This window comes from Methanococcoides burtonii DSM 6242 (assembly GCF_000013725.1).
Classification (GTDB): Archaea; Halobacteriota; Methanosarcinia; order Methanosarcinales; family Methanosarcinaceae; genus Methanococcoides; species Methanococcoides burtonii.
On the sequence record NC_007955.1, the window covers coordinates 1 to 22,655 of the forward strand.

The window sequence follows — 22,655 nt, forward strand, 5'->3', positions numbered from 1 at the left end:
ATTGCTATTATTACATCATTGAAGATCATAACGTAGGAATAAGCAAGTGTGAAAAGTCGGGTTTGACAGTAAGTGTTCATGGGCCTCTTCTCGGAATGCCCTTCTTTGTGTACAAATGTGCATTAAGGAATGCTAACTGGCTAAATCTTCTAGAGATGATTGAGGACGGACAGACCGGTTATTAATCAGGTCAGTCCAGTATGTTAGTTATCTTGCTTCCTGCGTGAATGTATATGTTCGATCTGCCAGTGGTTCTATTTGAGCTGGGCAGGGGTATTAGTACATCACGTAAGATTATACTTTTCTAATTGTCTTGTCCTACATCATGAATAAATGAAACATTGTTTCAAAAATAATTGAAATAGGAGGAGAATATAAATGGCAAAAGGACACAGACCAAGGCGCGGTTCACTTGCATACAGTCCACGCAAGCGATCACAAAGCCACATACCAAGGTTTAGATCATGGCCAGAGTCAGACGCTGAACCAAAGCTTCAGGGCTTTGCAGGTTACAAGGTAGGCATGACCCATGTAATCATGATCGACGACGTTAAGCATAGTCTTACAGAGGGTACTGAAATATCCGTTCCTGTTACTATCATCGAAACTCCAGCTATCCGTGTTGCAGCAATTCGTGCATATGGCAAAGACACCTATGGTGAAATCGCTATTGCAGAAGCATGGACAGACGTTCTTGACAAGGATCTTAGCCGCAGGCTCAAGACCGCAAAGAACCCTGATGTGAATGCATCACTTGAGAAGCTTGAGACTCTTGTTGAAAGCGGACGTGCAAATGATATCAGGCTCATCACATACACTTTACCATCCACTCTTACTGGTGTACCTAAAAAGGTACCTGATGTGATGGAAACTGGTGTAAGTGGTTCTGATGTGAAAGCAAAGTTCGAGTATGCTAAGACAGTTCTGGGTACAATGGTGGAGATCTCTGATGTATTCGACAACGGCAAGATCGTCGATGTCGCAGCGATCACAACCGGGCATGGTACACAGGGTCCTGTAAAGAGATGGGGCATCAATCTAATGAAGAACAAACACTCCCGTCAGGGAAGTTTGAGACAGGTAGGTACACTCGGTCCATGGACTCCTGCACACGTGAGCTGGAGAGTTCCACAGGCAGGTCAGATGGGTTATCACCAGAGAACCGACTACAACAAGAGGATCTTGAAGATGTCCTCTGATGTTGATGAGGTCAATCCAGCTGGTGGTTTTGTTAACTACGGTCTTGTTCGTGGAAACTACATCCTTATCAAAGGAAGTGTTCCAGGTCCATCCAAAAGGTTGATCAGACTCAGGGAGCCAACAAGGTCAAAGGTATCCAGCATTGGCGAGCCTCAGATCATGCACGTTAGCACTCAAACACTGCAGGGGTGATGTGAATGACAACAGCAAATATTATCGATTTATCCGGAAATTCCAAAGGCGAGATTGCATTGCCGGAAGTTTTCAGTGAGATTTTCAGACCTGACCTTATTAAGAAGGCGGTCCTTTCTGCTCAGGCAAACAGACTCCAGCCATACGGTACCAAGCTCTATGCAGGTATGCAGACGTCAGCACACTCCTGGGGATCAGGAAGAGGCGTTGCACAGGTTCCAAGGATCTCAAATGGTAGTCGTGTCGCAAGAATTCCACAGGCAGTGGGAGGTAGGCGTGCACATCCACCAAAGACCGAGACCGACCGTACAGAGAAGATCAACAAGAAGGAAAAGCGTCTTGCAGTCAGATCTGCAATTGCAGCAACTATCGATGCTGACCTTGTAAAGGCCCGTGGCCACAAGTTCACTGCAGAGGTTCCTTTCGTTGCAGATGATGCTATCGAAGGTCTTGTAAAGATCAAAGAGGTCATCAGTTTTCTTCAGGCAGCTGGTCTTTATGATGATATTATCCGCGCTAAAGAGGGTAAACACATAAGGGCAGGTAAAGGTAAACGCAGAGGACGTAAGTACAAGAACCGAAAGAGCGTTCTGATCGTCACAGGCGAAGAAAGTCTACTCAGCAAGGCAGCAAACAACCTTCCAGGTGTTGATGTTGCAACAGTAACTGCTCTTAACGCAGAGCTTCTTGCACCAGGTACCCACGCAGGCAGACTCACAGTCTGGACCCAATCTGCAATAACCAACATGGAGGGTATGTTCTTATGAATGCTATCAGATATCCATTCATCACTGAAAAAGCAATGATGCTCATGGACGAAAATAAGCTTCAGTTCGTTGTTGACACACGTGCTAACAAGACTCAGGTGGAAAACGATGTGGTTAAGATGTATGGTTTTACTGTAAAGTCAGTCTGTACCATGACCACAATGAAAGGCTTGAAAAAGGCACTTGTGACATTCAATGAGACGGATGCTGCACATGAGATCGCAACAAGGATTGGATTGGTGTGAGGTGAAAGTCCATGGCTAAACGAATTATATCCCAGAACAGGGGTCGTGGAAGTCCAACATACAGGGCTCCATCCCATAAATATAAAGCTGAACTCAAACACCCACGCGTGGATGAGGAAAGCACTCTAAATGGTACAGTTATAGGTATCGAACATGACCCTGCAAGGTCAGCTCCGATCGCAATGGTCGCTTTTGAGAACGGAAAGAAGCAGTTTATAGTTGTTCCTGAGGGAATTTCTGTTGGCGAGAAGCTTTCCTGCGGTGTTTCCGCAGAGGTCAAGCCAGGTAACACGCTTCCTCTTGCAGAGATCCCTGAAGGTATCCCTATCTGTAACATTGAATCCAAACCAAACGATGGTGGACAATATGCGCGCTCCTCAGGTGTTTATGCAACACTTGTATCCCGTGAGCTAAGCAAAGTAGTTGTCAGGATGCCATCTGGTGTGTTAAAGTGGTTCCATCCTAAATGCAGAGCAACGATCGGTATTGTTGCTGGTGGCGGTAGAGTTGACAGGCCATTCCTTAAAGCAGGAAAGAAATACCACAAGATGAAAGCAAGGGCAGCTAAGTACCCTCGTGTATCAGGTATTGCTATGAACGTTGTCGATCACCCGTTCGGTGGAGGTAACAGAAAGCATCCAGGTAAGCCGACCACAGTCAGCAGGAATGCACCACCAGGTAGAAAGGTTGGTCATATCGCAGCACGTAGGACCGGAAAACGTTAAGTAAAGAGGTATTAACATGGCAAAAAAATCAACTTCAAGGTTACCAAAGCGAAAAGGAGAATATACCTTCCGTGGTAAGACGGTAGCACAGCTCCAGGAAATGAGCTTTGAAGATTTTGCGGAACTCTTGCCTGCAAAGGAACGCCGGTCTATACGCCGGGGCTTTTCTGATTCACAGAAAGGTGTTCTGCAACAGTTCAGAGACGGAAAGGAAAGCGTACGCACGCATTTCAGGAACATGATAATCTTCCCTGAAATGATCGGTAAGAATCTCGAGGTCTATAACGGTAAAGAATTCGTGAAGATCGAGATCATGCCTGAAATGATCGGGCACAGGTTCGGTGAATATTCACCTACACGTAACAGGGTTTCCCACGGAAGCGCTGGTGTCGGTGCAACACGTTCCAGTAAGTTCGTACCATTGAAATAAGGTGATATGAATGGCAAGGATCAAATATACTACAGAGCTTGATGCTGAGACCAGTGCGAAAGCAATGGGTTCAGAGCTTCACATTTCACCTAAGAAATCCCGTGAACTCTGCAAGGCTATCAAGGGCATGCGCACAAACGCAGCAAGACAATATCTTGAAGATGTTGTTATCTTAAAGCAGGCAGTACCTTTCGGAAGGCACAATGACAGCTTAGGTCACAGAAAAGGACCAATGGCAGCAGGTCGCTATCCTGTTAAGGTGGCATCTGAGATGCTTAAGTTGCTCAAGAATGCAGAAAGTAACGCAGAATATAAAGGCTTAAACCCGGAACATATGTTCATTGCACATACAGCAATGAACCGTGGCCGTGTGATCCATGGTATGAGACCAAGGGCCCGTGGAAGGGCAAGTCCAGAGAACACAGAAACTGTAAATCTTGAGATGATCATAAGCGAGGTGCGCTAATGGCGGTAGAGAAAAAGTTCGTTCAGGATGGATATGTAAAAGCATCCATGGATGAATATTTTGCAAAACAACTCAGCAGAGCTGGCTATGGTGGTATGGATATCAACCGTACTCCTATGGGAACCCAGATCACTGTATATGCTGAAAAACCAGGTATGGTTATTGGAAAGGCTGGAAAGGTAATCAGGAAGCTCACTCGTGATGTAGACCGATTATACGATCTGGACAATCCTCAGATCGATGCACAGGAAGTCAAGAGGCCGGAACTCAATGCACAGATGATGGCATCAAGACTTGCATCCTCCATCGAACGTGGGTGGTACTTCAGAAAGGCTGGACACAACACCATGCGTGCTGTCATGAATGCTGGTGCACTTGGCTGCGAGATCGTCATCTCTGGTAAATTGACTGGTTCAAGGTCAAGGGTAGAAAAGATGGTCAATGGTTACATCAAACATGCAGGAAAGCCTGTCGATGATATAGTCGATGATGGTTTTGCTACCGCTGTCAAGAAACTCGGTACCCTTGGTTGTAAAGTACGTATCATTCACCCAGATGCAGTTCTTCCAGACTCATACAGGTTGAAGAACGCCGAAGAACTTGGTTCATTGGTTTCTACTCCTGTTGAAGAAGAGAAGAGCGCAGGTATCGAGGAACTCGTTGAGGTAGAAGCTAAAGGTGAAGTTGCAGAAGCTGAGGAAGCAGTGGTCGAGGAAACAGCAAAGGCTGAAGCTGAGACCGTTGAAGAGACAGTTGAAGAAGTGGCAGCATCAGAAGTAGAAGCTGATATGATTACCGGGGAATCTGTTACCGAAGAAGGCGAGGAGCGCCGCGAGGTCAACGGTGTCTGGCAACACAAACATGGTGGACACGACTACTGGCATCCAACCGGACGTATGCACAGGGAGAGCTGATCATGGCAATTCTTCGTACAAAAGAAATAAGGGACATGACCCCTCACGAACGTGAGGATGAGCTTGTAAAGATCCGCAGTGAACTTATCCGTGAACGAGCACTTGCATCAGCAGGTGGCGCTCCAGATAATCCTGGCAGGGTCGGAGAGCTTAGAAGGACAGTCGCAAAGATAAAGACGATTCAGCACGAATTGAAGGAGATCTGAATTGGAAGCATTGCCTTCTAATTTGATCTTTCACGAGCTTATCGGGCTTTATGCGGAAGTATTTGAGTCAACAAATCCCAAACTAATCAATATTTGTGGCAGAGTGATAGACGAGACGCGCAATATGCTTATTATCGAAACGGAAGACACGCACGAAAAAATGGTTCCAAAGAACGGGACTACGTTTGTGTTCCATCTTCCCTCATCATCTGCCGATCACGATCAACGTGTTAAAATATTCGGGACATTATTGCTCTCACAACCCGAGAATAGAGTCAAGAACATTAGGAAAATTCGCATGAGGTAATAATCATGGCAAAAGACATTGGATTGGATATACCCGAGCCAACAAAGGAATGTGATGATATTAATTGTCCGTTCCATGGCGAACTCCCCGTTAGGGGACAGATCCACGTCGGTACTGTTGTAAGCGCCAAAATGGATCGTACAGTGGTAATTCAACAGAGGCGTGAAAAACTGATAAATAAATACCAGAGATATGAGAAGAGGCAATCAAAGATCCACGCTCACAATCCACCTTGCATTGATGCAAAGGTTGGAGATATTGTGACCATCGCGGAATGCCGCCCTCTCAGTAAAACAAAATCATACGTAGTTGTCAAGGCGGAGGTGAAGGCATGAGGGGTATTCGTTCAAAGATCCCACGTGCACTGAATGCTGGTGCTAAGATCGAATGTGTTGATAATACTGGAGCACGTACCGTAGAGATTATCTCTGTCAAGAAGTACAGAGGTGTAAAGAACAGGATGCCTAAAGGGGGCATTGGTGACATGTGTGTTGTATCTGTAAAGAAGGGTACTCCGGAAATGCGTAAGCAGATCCTTTACGCAGTCATTGTACGCCAGAAGAAGGAATTCCGTCGTCCAGATGGCATCAGGGTCGCATTCGAGGACAATGCTGTAGTTATCGTGGATGACAAAGGAATTCCAAAAGGAACTGATATCAAAGGTCCTGTTGCAAGAGAAGCAGCAGAAAGGTTCCCTAAGATCGGTACAACTGCATCTATGATTGTGTGAGGTGTTAAATATGGTATCAAAACAGCCAAGGAAACAGAGGAAAGCACGTTACGAGGCTCCACTTCACATGAAGCAGAAGTACATGGCGGCACCTCTGTCAAAGGCCCTTCGTGGTAAATACGGTCGCAGTGCAAATGTCATTGTAGGTGACACTGTAATTGTGATGCGTGGTGACCATGCAGGTACTAAAGGAAAGGTCGAGGCATTATCCTTGAAGAGCGGAACAATTGTTGTAGAAGGTGTTTCTGTCAGCAAGGTGGATGGAACCGAGGTTCCAAGGCCGATCTATCCTTCAAATGTGATGATCACATCACTAGAAATGAATGATAAACATAGAGATTCAATATTATCAAGAGGTAGGTGATTTCGTGGCCACTCATCAAAAGAGGATATCTGTCCCAAAAAGCTGGCAGATCTCAAAGAAATCCAACAAATGGATAACATCCACAAGGCCTGGTCCTCACAACAGACTCCAGAGCATCCCATTAGCAGTTATACTCAGGGATATGCTCGGTGTTGTCGATAACCGCGCAGAGGCAAAGAGAGTACTCTCTGAAGGCAATGTACTTGTTGACGGAGTAGCAAGGAAAGACCTTAGGTTCCCTGTAGGTCTGATGGATATTATTACCATCCCATTGAACAACGTGGAATACCGCGTAATGCTCGATGGAAAGAGCAGACTTGTGTTGAACAAGCTTGATGGAACAGGTGCTGACAAATTGTGCCGCATTGAAGGTAAGACCTCTATCAAAGAAGGTAAGATCCAGATGCGTCTTAACGATGGTGTCAATATCATTGGTTCCAACAATTACAATACCAAGGATTCAATAATCCTGTCCGTTCCAGACAAAAAGGTCGTCAAACACATCAAATATGAAGTGGGCAATCTTGCAATGATCGTTGGTGGAAGCCATGCAGGCGAAGTTGGATCTATCAAAGAGATCAATACAGTGAAAAGTTCCAAGAACAACACAGTTACTATCTCCGGTGAGATTGAATTCGAGACCATCGAAGATTATGTGTTCGTGATCGGTGAATCAAAACCAGAGATCTTCATAGGTGGTGAAACTGTTGAGTAATCCAATGAGAAATCCTAAGGTCGAGAAGGTAGTCGTCCACATGGGCGTTGGTGAAAGTGGTCAGCACCTTGTTGATGCAGAAGGTATCCTTGAGACAATTACCGGACAGACAGTTGTCAGGAGCTATGCAAAGAGGACACTTCCAGCATTCACTATCAAAAAGGGAGAGCCTATCGGATGTAAGGTCACACTTCGTGGCGAAGCAGCAGAAGGTTTTCTTGAGACTTCATTGGGAATCGTTGAGAAAAGGCTCAATGAGTCCCAGTTTGATATCTTTGGTAATGTTTCATTTGGTGTTGAAGAGCACACCGATTATCCAGGCATGAGATACGATCCAAACATCGGTATCTTTGGAATGGATATCACTGTGGTTGTAAATCGTCCTGGTTACAGGGTGAGTAAACGAAGGATCGCAAAACGAAAGATACCAACTTCCCACAAGATTACAAAAGAGGATACAATATCTTTCTTTAAGGATAAGTATGCTGTGGAGGTAGAATAATGACTCAGACAGTGAAGAACTTTGGAAGAGGCGCAAACGAGTGTAAAAGATGCGGCAGAAAGCAGGGTCTTGTGCGCAAGTATGGGATATATCTTTGCAGGCATTGTTTCAGGGAAATTGCCCATGACATGGGATTTGAAAAATATTCGTGAGGTGAACAGATATGGTATTATTAGATCCTCTTGCTGATGCGTTATCTATTATCAAGAACGCAGAAGCTGTTGGTAAAGATTCCTGTACGATCAGACCTGCATCAAAACTCATTGGAAATGTCCTTAAGGTCATGAATGACCGTGGATATATCGGTGATTTTGAGTTCGTAGAGGATGGTAAGGCTGGAGTTTATACAGTTGAACTTATTGGACGTATTAACAAATGTGGAGCTATCAAGCCACGCTACTCCGTAGGAGTAACCGAGTTCGAGAGATGGGAGAAACAATTCCTTCCTGCTAAGAACTTTGGTGTATTGATCCTCACAACCCCTAAGGGAGTGATCTCCCAGTACGAGGCTCGTGAGAACAATGTCGGTGGTCAGTTATTATCATTTGTATACTAAGATTAAGGGTGAGATGATATGGCAAAAGAAATCAAGAAAATAATCTCGATTCCTGAAGGTGTGACAGTGACGTTTGAGAAGAACGTCCTGTCTGCTTCAGGGCCCAAAGGTACCAATACAAGATTCTTGTGGTATCCAGGCGTGAATATTGAAGTGAACGGTTCAGAAATTATCGTTGACTCTGCTTCATCGAGGAAAAAACAGAAAGCAATGGTTGGAACATATACCTCCCACATCACCAATATGATGAAAGGTGTTGTGGATGGTTTTGAGTACCATATGAAAGTGGTCTATTCTCACTTTCCAATGCAGATCAAGGTCAATGGCAAGAAGTTCGTCATCAACAATTTCCTTGGTGAGAAGAAGCCCAGGGTATCAAATATCCTTGGTGAAACCTCTGTAAAGGCAAGTGGCGATGAGGTAATTGTCTCTGGTATCAACAAGGAAGATGTCGGTCAGACCGCTGCTAACATTGAGCAGAAGACCAAGATCAAGCGTTTCGACCCACGTGTGTTCCAGGATGGTATATACATCGTAGACAAGAGGGTGTAAGAAGAGATATTGTAGGTGATCTGAATGGAAGATACAGTTAATGAAACTAACATGAAGGAAGCAGTGTCCACTGAACTTGCACTTGATGAAGAGTCCAAGAGACTTTTCAATGTAAGAAAGGTCCAGAAGGGCAAAAAGCCTGATTTCAAAAGGGCCGATTCACACAAGTACAAGCGTCTGGATTCTAACTGGAGACGTCCAAGGGGTCTTCAGGGTAAACAGCGCAAGGGCATTAAAGCAAAAGGTGCAGTTGTGCAGGCAGGATATGGAAGCCCTAAAGCAGTAAAAGGTCTTCATCCATCTGGCTACTCAGAAGTTCTTGTGAACAATCTTGCAGGAATAGAAGGTGTTGATGCTTCACTTGAGGCTATCAGGATCGGAAGGACTGTTGGCGCAAGAAAGAAAGCTCTTATTGAAGCAAAAGCTGTAGAACTGGGAATCAAGATATTGAACCCAACAAGGAGTGAGTGAGATGACTGATCTCACAAACCAAAAAAGACTTGCAGCTAAAGTGCTTGGATGCGGTGTTCACAGAGTTTGGTTAAATCCTGAAGCATCTAGCGATATCGCTGTTGCTATCACAAGGGAAGATATCCGTGGTCTTATCGCAAGTGGAAGCATTAAAGCAGAAGCTGTGAAAGGCGTTAGCCGTGGACGAGCAAGAGCAAGGGATGCAAAGCGCAGGTACGGTCACCGTAAGGGGCATGGTTCCCGCAAAGGTACAAAAGGTGCGCGTAATCCTCGAAAAGAACAGTGGATGAAGAAGATCCGTGCTCTCAGAAGGAAGCTCAAAGAGCTTCGAGCAGATGGTACACTTGATAAATCCGCATTCTGCAAAGCTTACCGTAAGGCAAAGGGTGGCGAGTACAAGAACTTGGCTCATATGGAAACACACCTCAATATTGCAAAGAAAGAGTAAGCCTGAGGAATGAACAATGAAAACAAATTTAAATGTTAAACTGATGTGGAGGATCTAATATGGCTACAGGACCCCGTTATAAAGTTGCATTCAGGCGACGAAGGGAAGGGCGTACAGATTATCACCAGAGACTCAGGTTGCTTTTGTCAAGAGAGGACCGTGTTGTTGTGCGTAAGAGCGCAAGGCACATGCAGATACAGCTTGTTGCACCCGATGCAAATGGGGATGTAACACTGTCATCCGCGATCTCAAAAGAGCTTGCAAAATACGGCTATGAAGGATCGACAGGTAACACTACCGCAGCATACCTCACAGGGCTCTTGTTTGGTTACAAGACACTTGCTGAAGGCTATGAGAGCGGTGTGTTGGATATCGGTATTCAGGCATCATCCGCAGGTTCCCGTGTCTACGCAGCACTTAAAGGTGTTGTTGATTCAGGACTGGATGTTCCTCACAACTCCTCAGTGTTCCCATCCGATGAGCGCATAAGGGGAGAACATGTTGCAGAATACATGGAAGGATCAAATCTGCCTGAAGTGTTCGATGCAGTAAAGGAAAAGATCCTTGCCGAGTTCAGTTAAGGTGTGGTTAATATGGCATATGAATATAATGAAGAATGGGTTCCACAGACAAGGCTCGGAAAGCTTGTCTTTGATGGACAGGTCACATCCATGGATGAAGCTATGGATTCCGGTCTGCCTATAAGGGAATCAAAAATAGTAGATCTATTATTACCTGAACTTGAAGACGAAGTTCTCGACATTAACATGGTTCAGAGAATGACTGACTCCGGAAGGCGTGTCAAGTTCAGGGCTACTGTTATCGTTGGAAACGGAGACGGTTTCGTAGGACTTGGTCAGGCAAAAGATGTACAGGTAGGACCTGCTATCAGAAAAGCTATTGACAATGCAAAGATCAACATCACACGTATCAAACGTGGATGCGGATCATGGGAATGTGGGTGTGGACTTCCACACACCGTTCCTTCAGAGGTCAATGGTAAAGCAGGTAGTGTAACTGTGGTTCTCAAGCCTGCTCCTCGTGGGCTTGGTCTTGCTGCAGGAGGCACTGCAAGAAAGGTGCTTGAAAAAGCAGGCGTCAAAGATGTCTGGACACGTACCGAAGGTCAGACCAGGACAACCCTCAACTTCGCAAAGGCAACATACAATGCTTTGATGAACACAGGCACTGTAAGGCGTCCAATCGTTTTCGATGAGACGGAGGCCTAAAAATGTTCGCAGTAGTTAGAGTTAGAGGCCCGGTAAATGTAAGCGGCAAGATCGAGGATACCCTCGGCATGCTCCGTTTACACAAGGTCAACCATTGCGTCTTCCTTCAGGATACCCCTAACAATAAGGGTATGATCCAGAAGTCAAAGGACTACATCGCATACGGTACTGTCGATGTTGAATCACTGACTGAGGTACTCAGCAAACGTGGAAGGTTGGAAGGCGATGCTCGTCTTACCGATGAATATGTGAAGGAAAACTCCGAGTTTGCTTCCATTGCTTCCTTTGCAGAAGCTCTTGTTAATGATGATGCAAAGATCACCGATGTCCCACTGTTGAAACCTGTTTTCAGGCTTCACCCTCCAAGGAAGGGACACGCTGGTATCAAAAGGACTGCTCAACAGGGCGGTGTCCTTGGAAACCATGGCGATGATATCAAGGCACTTTTGAACAAGATGAGGTGATGTTATGACTAGCAGAAAATGCAACACAAAGAAGTTCAGGGGTTCCCGTACATGTGGTGGCGGAACTACAAAGAACCGGCGCGGTGCAGGTAACCGTGGTGGCCGTGGTAGATCTGGTGAAAACAAACACCACTTCACAAGGGCTCTTCAGCTCGGTTACATACGTGGGAGCGAACGTGGTTTTTCTCGTCCATTAAAGGCGATACATGATGTTTCTGTCGTGAATGTAGGCGAACTTGATGAACTTGCAGATCAGCTCGTAGAAGATGGCTTTGCAAAGCTTGAAGCTGGAGCATATGTCATGGACCTTGCAGATCTGGAAATTGAAAAAGTTCTTGGTACCGGAAAAGTAACAAAGAATATGGTTGTTACTGCATGCAATTTCTCAGAAGTTGCAAGGGGCAAGATCGAAACTGCAGGTGGATCCTGCGTAGAACTTAAAGAGTAATGTCTTTTTAGACATTACTTTTATATTTGTTATCAATCATTATACTGTACAAATGATTTTGATGTCCTGTTATTGGATTTCAAACCTAATTTAAGGGTGTAGTTAATGAGTCTAAGGGAGAGTTTGGAACCGATTTTTAATAGATTGCCCGCCGTAGCTAGTCCGGAAGGGCATGTGCATTTTAAAAACAAGTTAATGTGGACTCTTGGAATACTTGTGCTTTATTTCGCTCTGGCGAATATTCCACTGTTTGGTCTTTCAAGTGATTCTATTGACCTGTTCGAACAATATCGTGCTTTCTTCGCAGGAGCATCTGGTTCTTTGATGCTGTTGGGTATAGGTCCTATTGTTACCGCATCTATCGTACTTCAGCTTCTTGTTGGTGCTGATGTTATCAAACTCAATATGTCCGATCCTGCAGACCAGGCATTCTTCCAGGGTGCACAGAAATTTATGGTCTTTGTCATGATTATTCTTGAAGCTCTGCCACAGATAGTTGGTGGTTATATCCAGCCTGATGCTGGTGTAGCATCAGCACTTGGAGTAGGGCTCGGAGCCGTTACTGCGATCATCTTTATCCAGATCTGTATTGGTGGAGTTCTTATCCTCTTTATGGATGAGATCGTTTCAAAATGGGGAATTGGTTCCGGTGTAGGACTTTTCATCGTGGCCGGTGTTTCCCAGCAGATCGTAACAGGTCTGTTCAATTGGGGTCTTGACACTACGGGTCTTCCAATTGGTATCCTTCCGAAATGGATATACATAGTCCAGAATGTGGGGTTGGATTACATCGCGACCAGTGAAGGCGTAATGTTCCTGCTCATTAGAGGTGGGATACTTGCACTGATCAGTACAGTAGCTATATTCCTAATGGTCGTGTTCGTGGAGAGTACTCGTATCGAGATACCTCTTGCACATAGTGCAGTGAGAGGTGCTAGAGGCAGATTCCCCGTAAAACTTATATATGCTTCAGTTCTTCCGATGATCCTTGTAAGGGCACTTCAGGCAAACCTTCAGATGATAGGTCTGCTGCTTTCAGGACGTGGTATCAACGTACTTGGTGAATATTATGGTTCAACGCCTATCAACGGCATCATGTATTATATTTCACCGATTAACAGTCCTTATGACTGGATCCCATCACTCGTGAGGGAAACGTTCACTGGATATGGTGCTCCTGTTCCATCAATGTGGCAGGTCGGGTTGCATGTGTTCGTTGATGCGTTCTTCTTGATCGCAGGTGGTATCATATTCGCTCTGTTCTGGATCGAAACGACCGGAATGGGTGCAAAACCAACGGCTCAAAAGGTATTCAATTCAGGTATGCAGATCCCAGGTTTCAGGCGTAATGTCGGAAGTATCGAGAAAGTAATGCTCAGGTACATCCCGAAGGTCACTATCATTGGTGGTGCTTTCATTGGTGTACTGACACTTCTGGCAAGTTTGCTCGGTACCATTGGTGGTGCTGGAGGTACTGGATTGTTGCTTACAGTAAGTATTGTGTATCGCCTGTATGAGGACATTGCATCTGAACAGATGATGGAAATGCATCCAATGGTCAGATCATTCTTCGGACAGGAATAATTAAATAATGGAGATATATTGATGAATGTTGTATTGTTTGGTCCACCGGGTGCAGGAAAAGGCACCCAGGCCAAAGAACTTGATAAGCATTATCAGATCCCTCACATATCTACCGGTGATATCCTGAGGGCTAATGTGCGCGATGGTACTAAACTTGGTAAAGAAGCAAAGGGCTATATGGATAAAGGCGAACTGGTTCCTGATGAGGTGCTTATTGGTGTCATAAAGAACCGTCTGGCTGAATCTGATTGTAAGCCTGGCTATCTTCTTGATGGGTATCCAAGGACAACTCCTCAGGCAGATGCTTTATCTTCGATTCTTGTGGAGATCGGCATGCCTTTAGAGGTCGTACTGAATATAGATGTTGCTGATGAGGAACTTGTCACCCGCCTTTGTGGCAGGTACGTGTGTACGTGTGGTGAAAGCTATCATATGAAGTTCAACCCTCCTAAAAAGGAGAATGTTTGTGATGCATGTGGTGCGGATCTTTACCAGCGTGACGATGACAAGGAAGATGTTATCAGGCAGAGGCTTGATTCATACAAGGAAAAGACACAACCTCTCATAAGCTATTATGGTGAGAAAGGTCTTCTTGTGGACATCGATGGTACTGGTGCAATAGATCGGATATTTTCGGATATCTGTAAAACCCTTGATCAGTACAAATAAACAAAAACAGGTGTGACGCATGGCAGATTCTAATTTTAAGAAGACCGCAGAAAAATTTGTTCTGGCGGTCGGTATTTCTTTAATGATAGGTATTGTTGTACTTGGGCAGGAAGGAAGAGAGTCCATCGGTGCTATCATGGGTGTCTTTATGGATCCTATCAGTATGATGGTCGGTGAAGGCAACTTCCACATAATGCTGTTCATAATGGCAGCTATTACTGCTCTTTATGCATCCCTCATACAGAAGTATACAATTGACTGGGACCTGATGCGTAACACACAGGAGCGCATGAAGTCATTCCAGAAGGAATTTCGTGAGGCACAGCTTTCCCAGAATACCTATATGGTTAAAAAACTGGAAGAGCAGCGTGCTGATATGATGGGCGACCAGATGGAGATGTCAAAACAGCAGTTCAAGCCAATGGCATATATCAGTATAATCTCTCTTCCGCTCTTTATGTGGGCATACCACTACATAAGTGGTCATCCGGGTGCATCCCTTGAATTTCCATTCTGGGGAACCCAGATATTGGTCGAGACTGTGATTGGTCCTATTCAGTACTGGATCTTCTGGTATTTCATTACATCACTGGCTATCAGCCAGGTAGTACGTAAAGCACTTAATATCGGTGGCGTCTAAGCATGCTACTGACTATTAGTGGTTTGCCTGGCAGTGGGACTACTACTGTGGGAAAACTGCTGGCCGAACATTATTCTGTGGATATAATATCCGCAGGTGATGTTTTCAGGGGTCTTGCAAAAGAACGTGGCGTGACCCTTGCTGAATTCGGTCGTCTCGCTGAATCTGATCCAAGCATTGATGTCGAGATTGATAAGAGACAATCAGATATCGCCAATTCTTCAGATAATCTTATACTTGAGGGCAGACTTGCTGGTCAAATGGCAAAAAAAGCACTTAAAATATGGATAAAGGCCCCTCTTGAAGTGCGTGTTAAGAGAATAGTTGACAGGGAAGGTTCTTCTTTTGATGTACGCATGCAGGAAACTGTAGAGCGTGAAGCTTCAGAGGCTCTTCGCTACAAAGAGATCCATTCTATTGATATCCATGATCTCTCTGTCTATGACTTAGTAATCGATTCCAGTCGCTGGGATCAGTTTGTGATCACAGATATGCTTAAGAAAGCAATTGATGCCTCTGGTAGTTTTTAATTTTAATGGAGTTTTAGTTCATGGTTTCATCTAAACGTTCTCCCAAAGATGTTAATATTATGGTGGAAAAATTTCACGCAACTACCAATGCAGCATATGGTTGTCTTCCTCAGGACCGACCGATCCTTGAGTATATTAATATGGGTGTTGTGAACATCGATAAGGCAATAGGCCCAACCAGTCACGAGGTCACAGCATGGGTAAGGGATATGCTCGGTGTGAAAAAAGCAGGACATTCCGGATCACTTGATCCGCATGTAACTGGTCTGCTTCCCGTGATGCTTGGCAGGGCAACAAAAGCGGTCTCAGCTCTGCGTCTTTCCGGAAAAGAGTACATTTGTGTTATGCATTTGCATGATGACATCCCTGATAGGAAGATCCGAAAAGCATGCAAGGAATTCACAGGTCCTATCTACCAGACCCCTCCAATTATCTCTGCTGTCAAAAGGCAATTGAGGATCAGGAACATCTATTATCTGGATGTCCTTGAGATCGAAGGTAGGGAAGTGCTCATGAGAGTGGGTTGTGAGGCAGGGACATATCTTCGCAAACTCTGTCATGACATCGGCCTTGTCCTTGGTTGTGGCGGTCACATGAAGCAGCTTCGAAGAACCGGAACGGGTCCGTTCAGGGAGGATACGCTTGTATCACTATATGACCTCAAGGATGCATGCGTGTTCTGGCAGGAAGATGGCGATGAGTCTGAACTACGCAAATTGGTACGTCCAATGGAAGAAGGTCTGTCCCATCTGCCGAAGATCATCATTCGTGATAGTGCTGTAGATGCTGTTTGCAGGGGTGCTTCCCTTGCAGTTCCCGGTATCGTTTCATTCAGTAAATGCATCCAAAAAGATGACAAAATTGCCGTTTTCACTCTAAAAGGAGAAGCTGTGGCACTTTGCAGGTCATTCATGAATGCAGATGAACTTGAAAATGAAAGTCACGGCATAGCCTGTATTACCGAAAGGGTAATAATGGATGCCGCTATTTATCCAAGGTGCTGGAAGGCGAAATAAACGCCAGTCAGCACGAATCTGGCATTTTTGCCGAGGTAGTCTAGTGGTAGGGCGCAAGCCTGGAAAGCTTGTGGGGCTTGACCCCTCGGGAGTTCGAATCTCCCCCTCGGCGTATAATTCTTTTTTAGTGCTTTTGTTGATGTCGTTGATCTATTTATTTTGATTGTACTCCATTTTATATATTAAAGTAGATATTAGTAAATATAGTATTTTTGTCCCTCTGCTATGTAGGTTAAGATACCGATGGGGAGTATATTCTTAAGTATAGCAGGATAGAGGGAAATGGGGATGAAAAATATATCTACTCATGTTCATAATACAGATACATAAAAAAATCTATAAATACATTAAAAACAATTTGAGATCTGATTATGGAAAATTAAATTAATGGTATGAATATGAGCAATAGAGATGTTAATAAAATAATTCAAATTCATGATTTTATAATCGAATTAGATAAAGCTATAAATCCAGATGATTATTTACCTGGTATTCATGATATTGGAGTTCTTGAAGGGCTATTTGAGTGGCGGGTTAGCAACGATAACAGTCCAATCCGAAATGCAGCTCTAATTCTTGATTCAATCACTAGAAGACATGCATTTAATAATGGAAACAAAAGGACAGGATTTGCAGTGGCATCCATTCTTCTTGAGTCAAAAGGTTACAGAATTACTGCAAATAGCAAAGAACGACTTGACTTTTTAGTAAGTATTGCTAAGTATCAAATGGAAGTTGAAGACACTGAATTGTGGCTAACTGCTAACTCACACCACATTGGAAAGCTTAGATTTAAAATAGATTTGCTATTCAGAAAAACAAGATTTGGTTTGTACTTACAAGTTTGGAATCTTTTTAAAATATGCTGCCCAAAACCTAATGACAATGGGGGCAATATTAACAAAAAATAAAAAAAGGAGTTTACATTTCGGACAATTTCTTCAAAAGTTCTCGGTTGTCCTCAACGTACTCTTCTAAAAATAATTTTTCATTCGTAGATAAAGCTTTTAAAGAATCATATTTTTGAGATAAACTTATTTTTTCCATACATTTTTTGAACATCCTTTTCACCCCAAGTGTAAATAAATAATCAATATTTTTTTTTAATTTTGATTCTCAATTAATAAATATATCTGTAAAATGATATAACTGTTTACAGACTAAATTAATTATCGCGCTGAATTTAGTAGCTCTAAATAAGCATATTAGACTTAAAGTTTACGATAACTTCCTATAATTAGTTATCATCCTTTTTTGTTAGACATTTATTATATCTAAAATATAAGTAATATTGTCAACCTATAAAGTATAAACATGCATATAAAATGAATTGTAACATTGAAGAATATATCAATCAAACCATCTTCACAATAGTTTCTTTTCCAACAGCCAACAAATCACCACGGTTCTTAAGCTTTGAAACAAGTTCATTTGTGGTATCACATGAAAGGCCATGATTCTATATTCTCTCTAATCTTAAATCTCTATCAGAAATCTTTATATGTCCGGAATGTCCAATATTAACATGATTCATATGATGGGGGAAATCTTAAGATCAATAGTAGTAGTTACAACAGTATTGCTATTTTTAACAACTGTTGTGGGGGCGGTAGACTTTGAAGAATGTGGCGACTGCCATGGGGAAACTTATGCGGTCTGGAGCTCATCACCTCACGGGTCTGCATCCTGTGAGATATGTCATACAGCATCACCGGGCGGGTTTGATGCTCATATATCTGCGCCGTTCACGTCTGCGCCTAACGTCAGCCTTTCTTCTGAAGTTTGCGGGGACTGCCATTCAGGTGTTTATGATGAATGGAACGAATTCGGTGAAGCTGACTTCGATATGGAGGCTATTGCAAGCCATTCAGAACCAACAGAAGTTGCTGAGCCTTATGTTCTGAATAGTGGGGCATCATGTGTTGCATGCAAGAGCACTGATGGGGGTATATTGAACATTGCAGACGCTGAACCTTATGCTCTGGATGAAGGAGGTATTCATGATCTTGAAGTTGTGGAAGAATGGGCAATCTCATGTGCTGCATGTCATGATCCTCACGATACTGGTCCTCGAATAGATGATTCGGTCCTTCTGTGTGGGAACTGCCATAACACCGAAGGTGTGGTCATGGATGGCAACACTCCGGTAGTAAGACATGCGCAGTGGGAATTGGTAAGCACTTCTGGATATGTGGATGGGTCTCATCCTACATCCATTGGTTGTGTCGATTGTCACATGGTGCAGATCTCTAATGATGAAGTTGTTGAAACCGGGCACACATTCGACTTTGATGCGGAACGATTGTCGAATCCTGATTCCGGGAACAACTGCAGTCTCTGTCATCAGTCGTCATTAGCCTCATTGATAGAGGATAAACAGGCTCCTATTGAATCGCATATCTCTGCTCTGAACTCATTAAAAGAAAAAGCAGGCAATGCACTTGAGAGCATTAACGGCACTGACTCATATGAGGCACAAAGGGCAAACTACAACAACGGTCAATTTTATCTGACAAAAATAGAGAATGATGGAAGTCTTGGGATACACAACCTTGAGACCGTTACAAATGATCTCGTGGCCTCAGAAGAACTGTTCAACAAGGTCATAATTGCAGGCGATGGTTCCGATGAAGCTGAAAAACCGGTTCCTGGGTTCAGTGCTTTCATCTCAATAGCACTTCTTGCTGCAGTGGCTTTTATTGTAAGGAAAGGGCGCTAATATCTTATCCCTCTCCTTCTATCCTTTTCTTAACTACTTTTGCTGTATTATTTACTTCAAAGCCTTTATCACAGCTTGTCCATATTTGTTGGCAGCATTTGGGTCCCTACCAGTTATGATATTCCCATCGACCATGACATCTTTATCCCTGTATTTCGCATCATTGTCTTTCAGGATCTTCACAGTTTCCTCGTTCTTGAAAACAGTGGTCATTTTACCTTCCAGCAATCCCGCATTGGCAAGGACCACAGGTGCGATACAGATTGCACCAATGATCTTTCCCTGTTCGTTTGCTTTTCTGACAATTTCCTGAAGTTCCTTGTTATCCCACAGATATTGCTTTGCTCCTCCACCTCCGGTTATTGAGATTGCATCATAATCATCGATGTTCACATCAGAGATGCTGATATCCGGACTGACCTTCTTTCCAAGCACGCCTTTTGCTTTCTTTGTGGTGTTGCTCGCAACGGTCACCTTTGCACCACTGTCCTCGAATACCTTCTTTGGTTTAAGAAATTCTTCATCCCTGAAATTTTCCTGTGCTATTACCATGAGTATTTTCTTCTGCTCTGTCAAAATGATCACCAACAAAAAGTTATCTCTTTCTATAATTGTGTCCTTTTCTTTGAAAAAGTGTTGCTTTTATCCCCTACTCACAGAATATTGAATGACCGTTGCCTATCACTATTTAGAAACATGTTTAAGCTAACATGACTTTAGGAAAATAGGTGTGATCACATGGAACGTATATACAAATATTATCCTGAAGATTTTGGGGAGCTTACTGTAAATGTCATTCACATGGACCTTTTGTTCGATGTATATAATGACCATACATATGTTACATCCGATCTGAAGGTCAAGACACTTGAAAATTCGATAGATCATCTTGACCTTAACTGTCGTGATCTGGAAATAAAGGACATTAGTTGCAAGGACTATGATATATCCTATGATTACAGGCCGGACGAATATATACTGTCCATAAAATTCCCTGCAATGGTGCCGGAAAACACTGAAATTGTCATTCACACGGAAACCATTTGCAGGCCAACCTCGAATGTACTCGAAGGTCTCTATTATGACGAAACACCGGCAGGTGCACCCCCTCAGCAGATCACTCAGTGTCAACAGTGGGGCTTCCAGCGCATTGTTCCCTGCATTGACGACATGACTGCAAAATGCACTTACACTACAACAATAATTGCAGATGAACGTTACACCAATCTCATATCCAATGGTGATGTGATCGATGAACGTTATTCCATCGGAAATGGCAGGTCAAAGATCATCTATGACAATTCTATCACTCCCATGGCGACCTATCTCTTCTTTTTGGGAGTGGGTACCTACCGCACTTTCACAAGAGAATTCGAATACCCCTGTGGCGACACTTTCAATCTCGAGTTCCTGGTCCCTCCGGCATCTGATATATATCCTGCAGAAAAGGCACTTGATGTTCTCTATGATTCGGTTCTGTGGACATATCTTTTCACCGGACCTGAACAATACAATGAACTTGACAAGAGGAAAGAGATATATGAGCTTGTCAGGACAAGGGATGGTCTGAAGAAAGAAGGTGACTCTGAAGACCTCCAGTTCGTTCGTGATGAACTGAAAAAGCTTGATAGCTCTCTTAAAATGGGCTATAAATATACCGGTACTGTCTATCGTGAGATCGGAATGCAGAACTCTGATTTTGGCGGGATGGAAAATGTCGGCAATACTACCATCACCACGAACCGCATCATGCCATATCCGGAAACCACTGATCCTGCATTTGAATACATGATACGTGTCAAGGTGCATGAATATTATCACAATATCAATGGTTCGGAGGTCACTGGCTGGAGTCCTTTTGAGATCTGGCTTAATGAGGCGGTGACCGTACACATTGAACATCAGTTCCATGCTTTCCTTTTCGGAGATAACTACAGCCGTCTGGCGAACGTCTTGGACCTGCTATATCCCGGGGTGGGTACCTTTGCCATTGATAGCGGAGCAGCTTCGATGTCTATTGTTCCGGAAGGCTTTAACGATCCCAATGACCTGATAACCGCTGTCACCTATGTGAAAGCACCGGAATTTGTCAGGATGCTTGAAACGTTAATGGGCAAGGAAACGTTTGCACGTGCTCTTGATAGTTATCATACGAAGTTCAGTCATTCCAATGCAACAGGTGAGGATTGGCTCAGGACGATGGAAGAGTTCTCCGGAATGGACTTTTCAGAAATGTCCAAAAACTGGCTTAAACAGACCAAATTCCCTGTCTTGAACATCAATACTTCTTACGACAGCTCGAACCGTTCATTTAAGTTTGATCTGGCTCAGGTCGTTCCGGAAGGCAGCACTCATTGGGAATTCCCTTTCGTGGCTGCATTAGTGGATAATGAAGGAACTGATATTGCAGAATTCACTGAATGGATAGCTTCTGAAAAAGCTGAGGTTCTTGTGGAAAATGTTGACCTGCCTGCCTTTATTTCTGTGAACCGTGGATATTCGTTCTATGGGAAGGTCGTTCGTGATGTTTCCGATGATGAATTGCTCCTGCAGGTGGAAAAGGATAACGATATGATCAATAGGTTCGTTGCGTATTACACTCTGGTCGACCGGGAAAAGATGAAGCTCATTGCAGACAAGGATGCCCGTGTCTCTGAAATGTTCATTGATCTCTTTAGTGAGCTCATAACTGATGATGAACTTATGGAAGATGTTGGTGGCCAGTTCCTCTCGATATTCGAATCAGTTGAGGATGTATCTTTATCTCACCGCTATCAGCTCCTTTATGATGTTAAGGAACGTATTCTCAATGAAATAGCAAAGAACCGGACCGTTTCGATTCTTAATATCTATCACAAATACCTTACGCTTTCAGTTCCTGCGAACGATACTCTTGAAGAGCAGGCACGTTGCATTAAAGCCCGTCAGGTCAAGAACCTGGTTCTAAGAATACTTGCGACACTTGATACTCCTTTTGTGCAACAGTTATGCAAGAAACAATTCTATGAAGCCTCTTGTGCAAGTGACAAACTTGCAGCCTTTGACCGCTATCTTAACAGTTCTGCTGAGGATAAGATGGAACTTCTTGAAATGTTCATGGAGGAGTCAAAGAAAAGCCTTGTTGCATGGGAGACCTTCTTGTCAATAGTCGCAGGAAATAGCAGTATGGATGCTGTATCCCTTGTCAGGCAGATCGAAGCCTCCGAATCGTTCCGTATCGAGCAGGCAAATGACCAGCGTGCTCTTTATGGTGGTTTTGCGAGGAACAGGAAAATATCCCTGCAAACGGAAGCTGGACGTGAACTGCTTCGCGAGATCTTGTCCAAGCTCTCTAATGTCAATGAATATAGTACCACTAGCATGCTGAACGTGTTTGCAAATATAGATCTGATGGAAGAGATATATTATGTGCCTTTGGTGGATATCCTTGCACAGATGTTGAATGAACTGGATGCTGAAAAGGTTCCGAGTGTCTATAATCGGGTAAGGAAGCTTCTGAAAGGTGCTCCTAAAGCGGTTGCAAGATATCAGGAAGAAAATGGTACGATCGAAGGGTTCTGATCCCT

At 43.8% G+C, this 22,655-nt stretch carries 32 protein-coding genes and 1 tRNA gene; 32 read left to right on the forward strand and 1 reads right to left on the reverse strand.

The features are described from left to right. Positions 1–378: 378 nt before the first annotated feature. From rpl3p to MBUR_RS00160, 31 genes are all read left to right on the forward strand, one after another. The gene (gene rpl3p / locus MBUR_RS00010; protein WP_011498189.1) at positions 379–1,392 is read left to right on the forward strand and encodes a 50S ribosomal protein L3; all 1,014 of its coding nucleotides are present in this window, start codon (positions 379–381) and stop codon (positions 1,390–1,392) included. 5 nt (positions 1,393–1,397) lie between these two features. Next, a complete protein-coding gene (gene rpl4p, locus MBUR_RS00015; protein WP_011498190.1) occupies positions 1,398–2,159 on the forward strand; it encodes a 50S ribosomal protein L4 in 762 nt (253 codons plus the stop codon). Next, a complete protein-coding gene (locus MBUR_RS00020; protein ID WP_011498191.1) occupies positions 2,156–2,404 on the forward strand; it encodes a 50S ribosomal protein L23 in 249 nt (82 codons plus the stop codon). The genes rpl4p and MBUR_RS00020 overlap by 4 nt, the downstream gene beginning before the upstream one ends. Before the next feature lie 11 nt (positions 2,405–2,415). Next, a complete protein-coding gene (locus MBUR_RS00025; protein ID WP_011498192.1) occupies positions 2,416–3,129 on the forward strand; it encodes a 50S ribosomal protein L2 in 714 nt (237 codons plus the stop codon). Positions 3,130–3,145: 16 nt separating this feature from the next. After that, positions 3,146–3,559: a 30S ribosomal protein S19 gene (locus MBUR_RS00030; RefSeq protein WP_011498193.1), complete on the forward strand. Its 414-nt coding sequence runs from the start codon at positions 3,146–3,148 to the stop codon at positions 3,557–3,559. Positions 3,560–3,569: 10 nt separating this feature from the next. Beyond that, complete coding sequence (locus tag MBUR_RS00035) at positions 3,570–4,025, forward strand: 50S ribosomal protein L22 (RefSeq protein WP_011498194.1); 456 nt, start codon at positions 3,570–3,572, stop codon at positions 4,023–4,025. Further along, positions 4,025–4,939: a 30S ribosomal protein S3 gene (locus MBUR_RS00040; protein WP_011498195.1), complete on the forward strand. Its 915-nt coding sequence runs from the start codon at positions 4,025–4,027 to the stop codon at positions 4,937–4,939. The genes MBUR_RS00035 and MBUR_RS00040 overlap by 1 nt, the downstream gene beginning before the upstream one ends. A gap of 2 nt (positions 4,940–4,941) precedes the next feature. After that, positions 4,942–5,145, forward strand: a complete 204-nt coding sequence (gene rpmC, locus MBUR_RS00045) for a 50S ribosomal protein L29 (protein ID WP_011498196.1) — start codon at positions 4,942–4,944, stop codon at positions 5,143–5,145. A gap of 1 nt (position 5,146) precedes the next feature. Beyond that, complete coding sequence (gene rnp1 / locus MBUR_RS00050; RefSeq protein WP_011498197.1) at positions 5,147–5,452, forward strand: ribonuclease P protein component 1; 306 nt, start codon at positions 5,147–5,149, stop codon at positions 5,450–5,452. A 5-nt stretch (positions 5,453–5,457) separates the two neighbouring features. Further along, entirely contained in the window at positions 5,458–5,787 is a 330-nt protein-coding gene (locus MBUR_RS00055) for a 30S ribosomal protein S17 (protein WP_011498198.1), read from the forward strand. Beyond that, positions 5,784–6,182, forward strand: coding sequence for a 50S ribosomal protein L14 (locus MBUR_RS00060; RefSeq protein WP_011498199.1), 399 nt, complete (start codon positions 5,784–5,786; stop codon positions 6,180–6,182). The genes MBUR_RS00055 and MBUR_RS00060 overlap by 4 nt, the downstream gene beginning before the upstream one ends. A 10-nt stretch (positions 6,183–6,192) precedes the next feature. Then, on the forward strand, positions 6,193–6,546 hold the full coding sequence (rplX, locus tag MBUR_RS00065; RefSeq protein WP_011498200.1) for a 50S ribosomal protein L24: 354 nt from the start codon (positions 6,193–6,195) through the stop codon (positions 6,544–6,546). Then, positions 6,506–7,261, forward strand: coding sequence for a 30S ribosomal protein S4e (locus MBUR_RS00070; protein WP_048063104.1), 756 nt, complete (start codon positions 6,506–6,508; stop codon positions 7,259–7,261). The genes rplX and MBUR_RS00070 overlap by 41 nt, the downstream gene beginning before the upstream one ends. Before the next feature lie 4 nt (positions 7,262–7,265). Beyond that, positions 7,266–7,763, forward strand: coding sequence for a 50S ribosomal protein L5 (locus MBUR_RS00075; protein ID WP_048063435.1), 498 nt, complete (start codon positions 7,266–7,268; stop codon positions 7,761–7,763). Further along, on the forward strand, positions 7,763–7,915 hold the full coding sequence (locus MBUR_RS00080) for a 30S ribosomal protein S14 (protein ID WP_011498203.1): 153 nt from the start codon (positions 7,763–7,765) through the stop codon (positions 7,913–7,915). Before MBUR_RS00075 ends, MBUR_RS00080 begins: the two co-directional genes overlap by 1 nt. A gap of 11 nt (positions 7,916–7,926) precedes the next feature. Beyond that, complete coding sequence (locus tag MBUR_RS00085; RefSeq protein WP_011498204.1) at positions 7,927–8,319, forward strand: 30S ribosomal protein S8; 393 nt, start codon at positions 7,927–7,929, stop codon at positions 8,317–8,319. Positions 8,320–8,337: 18 nt separating this feature from the next. Then, positions 8,338–8,871 (forward strand): 50S ribosomal protein L6, encoded by a 534-nt coding sequence (rpl6p, locus tag MBUR_RS00090; protein ID WP_011498205.1) that lies wholly within the window; start codon positions 8,338–8,340, stop codon positions 8,869–8,871. A 24-nt stretch (positions 8,872–8,895) separates the two neighbouring features. After that, on the forward strand, positions 8,896–9,342 hold the full coding sequence (locus MBUR_RS00095) for a 50S ribosomal protein L32e (RefSeq protein ID WP_011498206.1): 447 nt from the start codon (positions 8,896–8,898) through the stop codon (positions 9,340–9,342). A gap of 1 nt (position 9,343) precedes the next feature. Then, complete coding sequence (locus MBUR_RS00100; RefSeq protein ID WP_011498207.1) at positions 9,344–9,790, forward strand: 50S ribosomal protein L19e; 447 nt, start codon at positions 9,344–9,346, stop codon at positions 9,788–9,790. A gap of 59 nt (positions 9,791–9,849) precedes the next feature. Next, the gene (locus MBUR_RS00105) at positions 9,850–10,371 is read left to right on the forward strand and encodes a 50S ribosomal protein L18 (protein ID WP_011498208.1); all 522 of its coding nucleotides are present in this window, start codon (positions 9,850–9,852) and stop codon (positions 10,369–10,371) included. A 12-nt stretch (positions 10,372–10,383) separates the two neighbouring features. After that, positions 10,384–11,019, forward strand: a complete 636-nt coding sequence (locus MBUR_RS00110) for a 30S ribosomal protein S5 (protein ID WP_011498209.1) — start codon at positions 10,384–10,386, stop codon at positions 11,017–11,019. Between the two features lie 2 nt (positions 11,020–11,021). Continuing rightward, positions 11,022–11,483: a 50S ribosomal protein L30 gene (locus MBUR_RS00115; RefSeq protein WP_011498210.1), complete on the forward strand. Its 462-nt coding sequence runs from the start codon at positions 11,022–11,024 to the stop codon at positions 11,481–11,483. Between the two features lie 4 nt (positions 11,484–11,487). Further along, positions 11,488–11,931 (forward strand): uL15m family ribosomal protein, encoded by a 444-nt coding sequence (locus MBUR_RS00120; protein ID WP_011498211.1) that lies wholly within the window; start codon positions 11,488–11,490, stop codon positions 11,929–11,931. 105 nt (positions 11,932–12,036) lie between these two features. Next, positions 12,037–13,515 (forward strand): preprotein translocase subunit SecY, encoded by a 1,479-nt coding sequence (gene secY, locus MBUR_RS00125; protein ID WP_011498212.1) that lies wholly within the window; start codon positions 12,037–12,039, stop codon positions 13,513–13,515. A 21-nt stretch (positions 13,516–13,536) separates the two neighbouring features. Further along, positions 13,537–14,184 carry an adenylate kinase gene (locus MBUR_RS00130; RefSeq protein WP_011498213.1) on the forward strand — a complete coding sequence of 216 codons (648 nt, stop codon included), beginning with the start codon at positions 13,537–13,539 and terminating at the stop codon, positions 14,182–14,184. Positions 14,185–14,203: 19 nt separating this feature from the next. Continuing rightward, positions 14,204–14,824: a DUF106 domain-containing protein gene (locus MBUR_RS00135; protein WP_011498214.1), complete on the forward strand. Its 621-nt coding sequence runs from the start codon at positions 14,204–14,206 to the stop codon at positions 14,822–14,824. A gap of 2 nt (positions 14,825–14,826) precedes the next feature. Then, positions 14,827–15,354 carry a (d)CMP kinase gene (gene cmk / locus MBUR_RS00140; RefSeq protein ID WP_011498215.1) on the forward strand — a complete coding sequence of 176 codons (528 nt, stop codon included), beginning with the start codon at positions 14,827–14,829 and terminating at the stop codon, positions 15,352–15,354. A gap of 20 nt (positions 15,355–15,374) precedes the next feature. Then, complete coding sequence (locus tag MBUR_RS00145) at positions 15,375–16,370, forward strand: RNA-guided pseudouridylation complex pseudouridine synthase subunit Cbf5 (RefSeq protein ID WP_011498216.1); 996 nt, start codon at positions 15,375–15,377, stop codon at positions 16,368–16,370. A 29-nt stretch (positions 16,371–16,399) separates the two neighbouring features. Next, positions 16,400–16,482, forward strand: a tRNA-Ser gene (locus MBUR_RS00150). A gap of 286 nt (positions 16,483–16,768) precedes the next feature. Further along, positions 16,769–17,281: a type II toxin-antitoxin system death-on-curing family toxin gene (locus MBUR_RS12710; protein ID WP_052286158.1), complete on the forward strand. Its 513-nt coding sequence runs from the start codon at positions 16,769–16,771 to the stop codon at positions 17,279–17,281. Between the two features lie 614 nt (positions 17,282–17,895). Beyond that, entirely contained in the window at positions 17,896–19,089 is a 1,194-nt protein-coding gene (locus MBUR_RS00160) for an ammonia-forming cytochrome c nitrite reductase subunit c552 (RefSeq protein ID WP_198003754.1), read from the forward strand. A gap of 51 nt (positions 19,090–19,140) precedes the next feature. On the opposite strand, the gene MBUR_RS00165 is transcribed toward MBUR_RS00160, so the two are convergent. Further along, positions 19,141–19,674, reverse strand: a complete 534-nt coding sequence (locus MBUR_RS00165; protein WP_332244225.1) for a DJ-1/PfpI family protein — start codon at positions 19,672–19,674, stop codon at positions 19,141–19,143. Between the two features lie 153 nt (positions 19,675–19,827). Between MBUR_RS00165 and MBUR_RS00170 the strand changes: the two genes are divergently transcribed. Beyond that, a complete protein-coding gene (locus MBUR_RS00170; protein ID WP_011498220.1) occupies positions 19,828–22,650 on the forward strand; it encodes a M1 family metallopeptidase in 2,823 nt (940 codons plus the stop codon). Positions 22,651–22,655 lie beyond the last annotated feature (5 nt).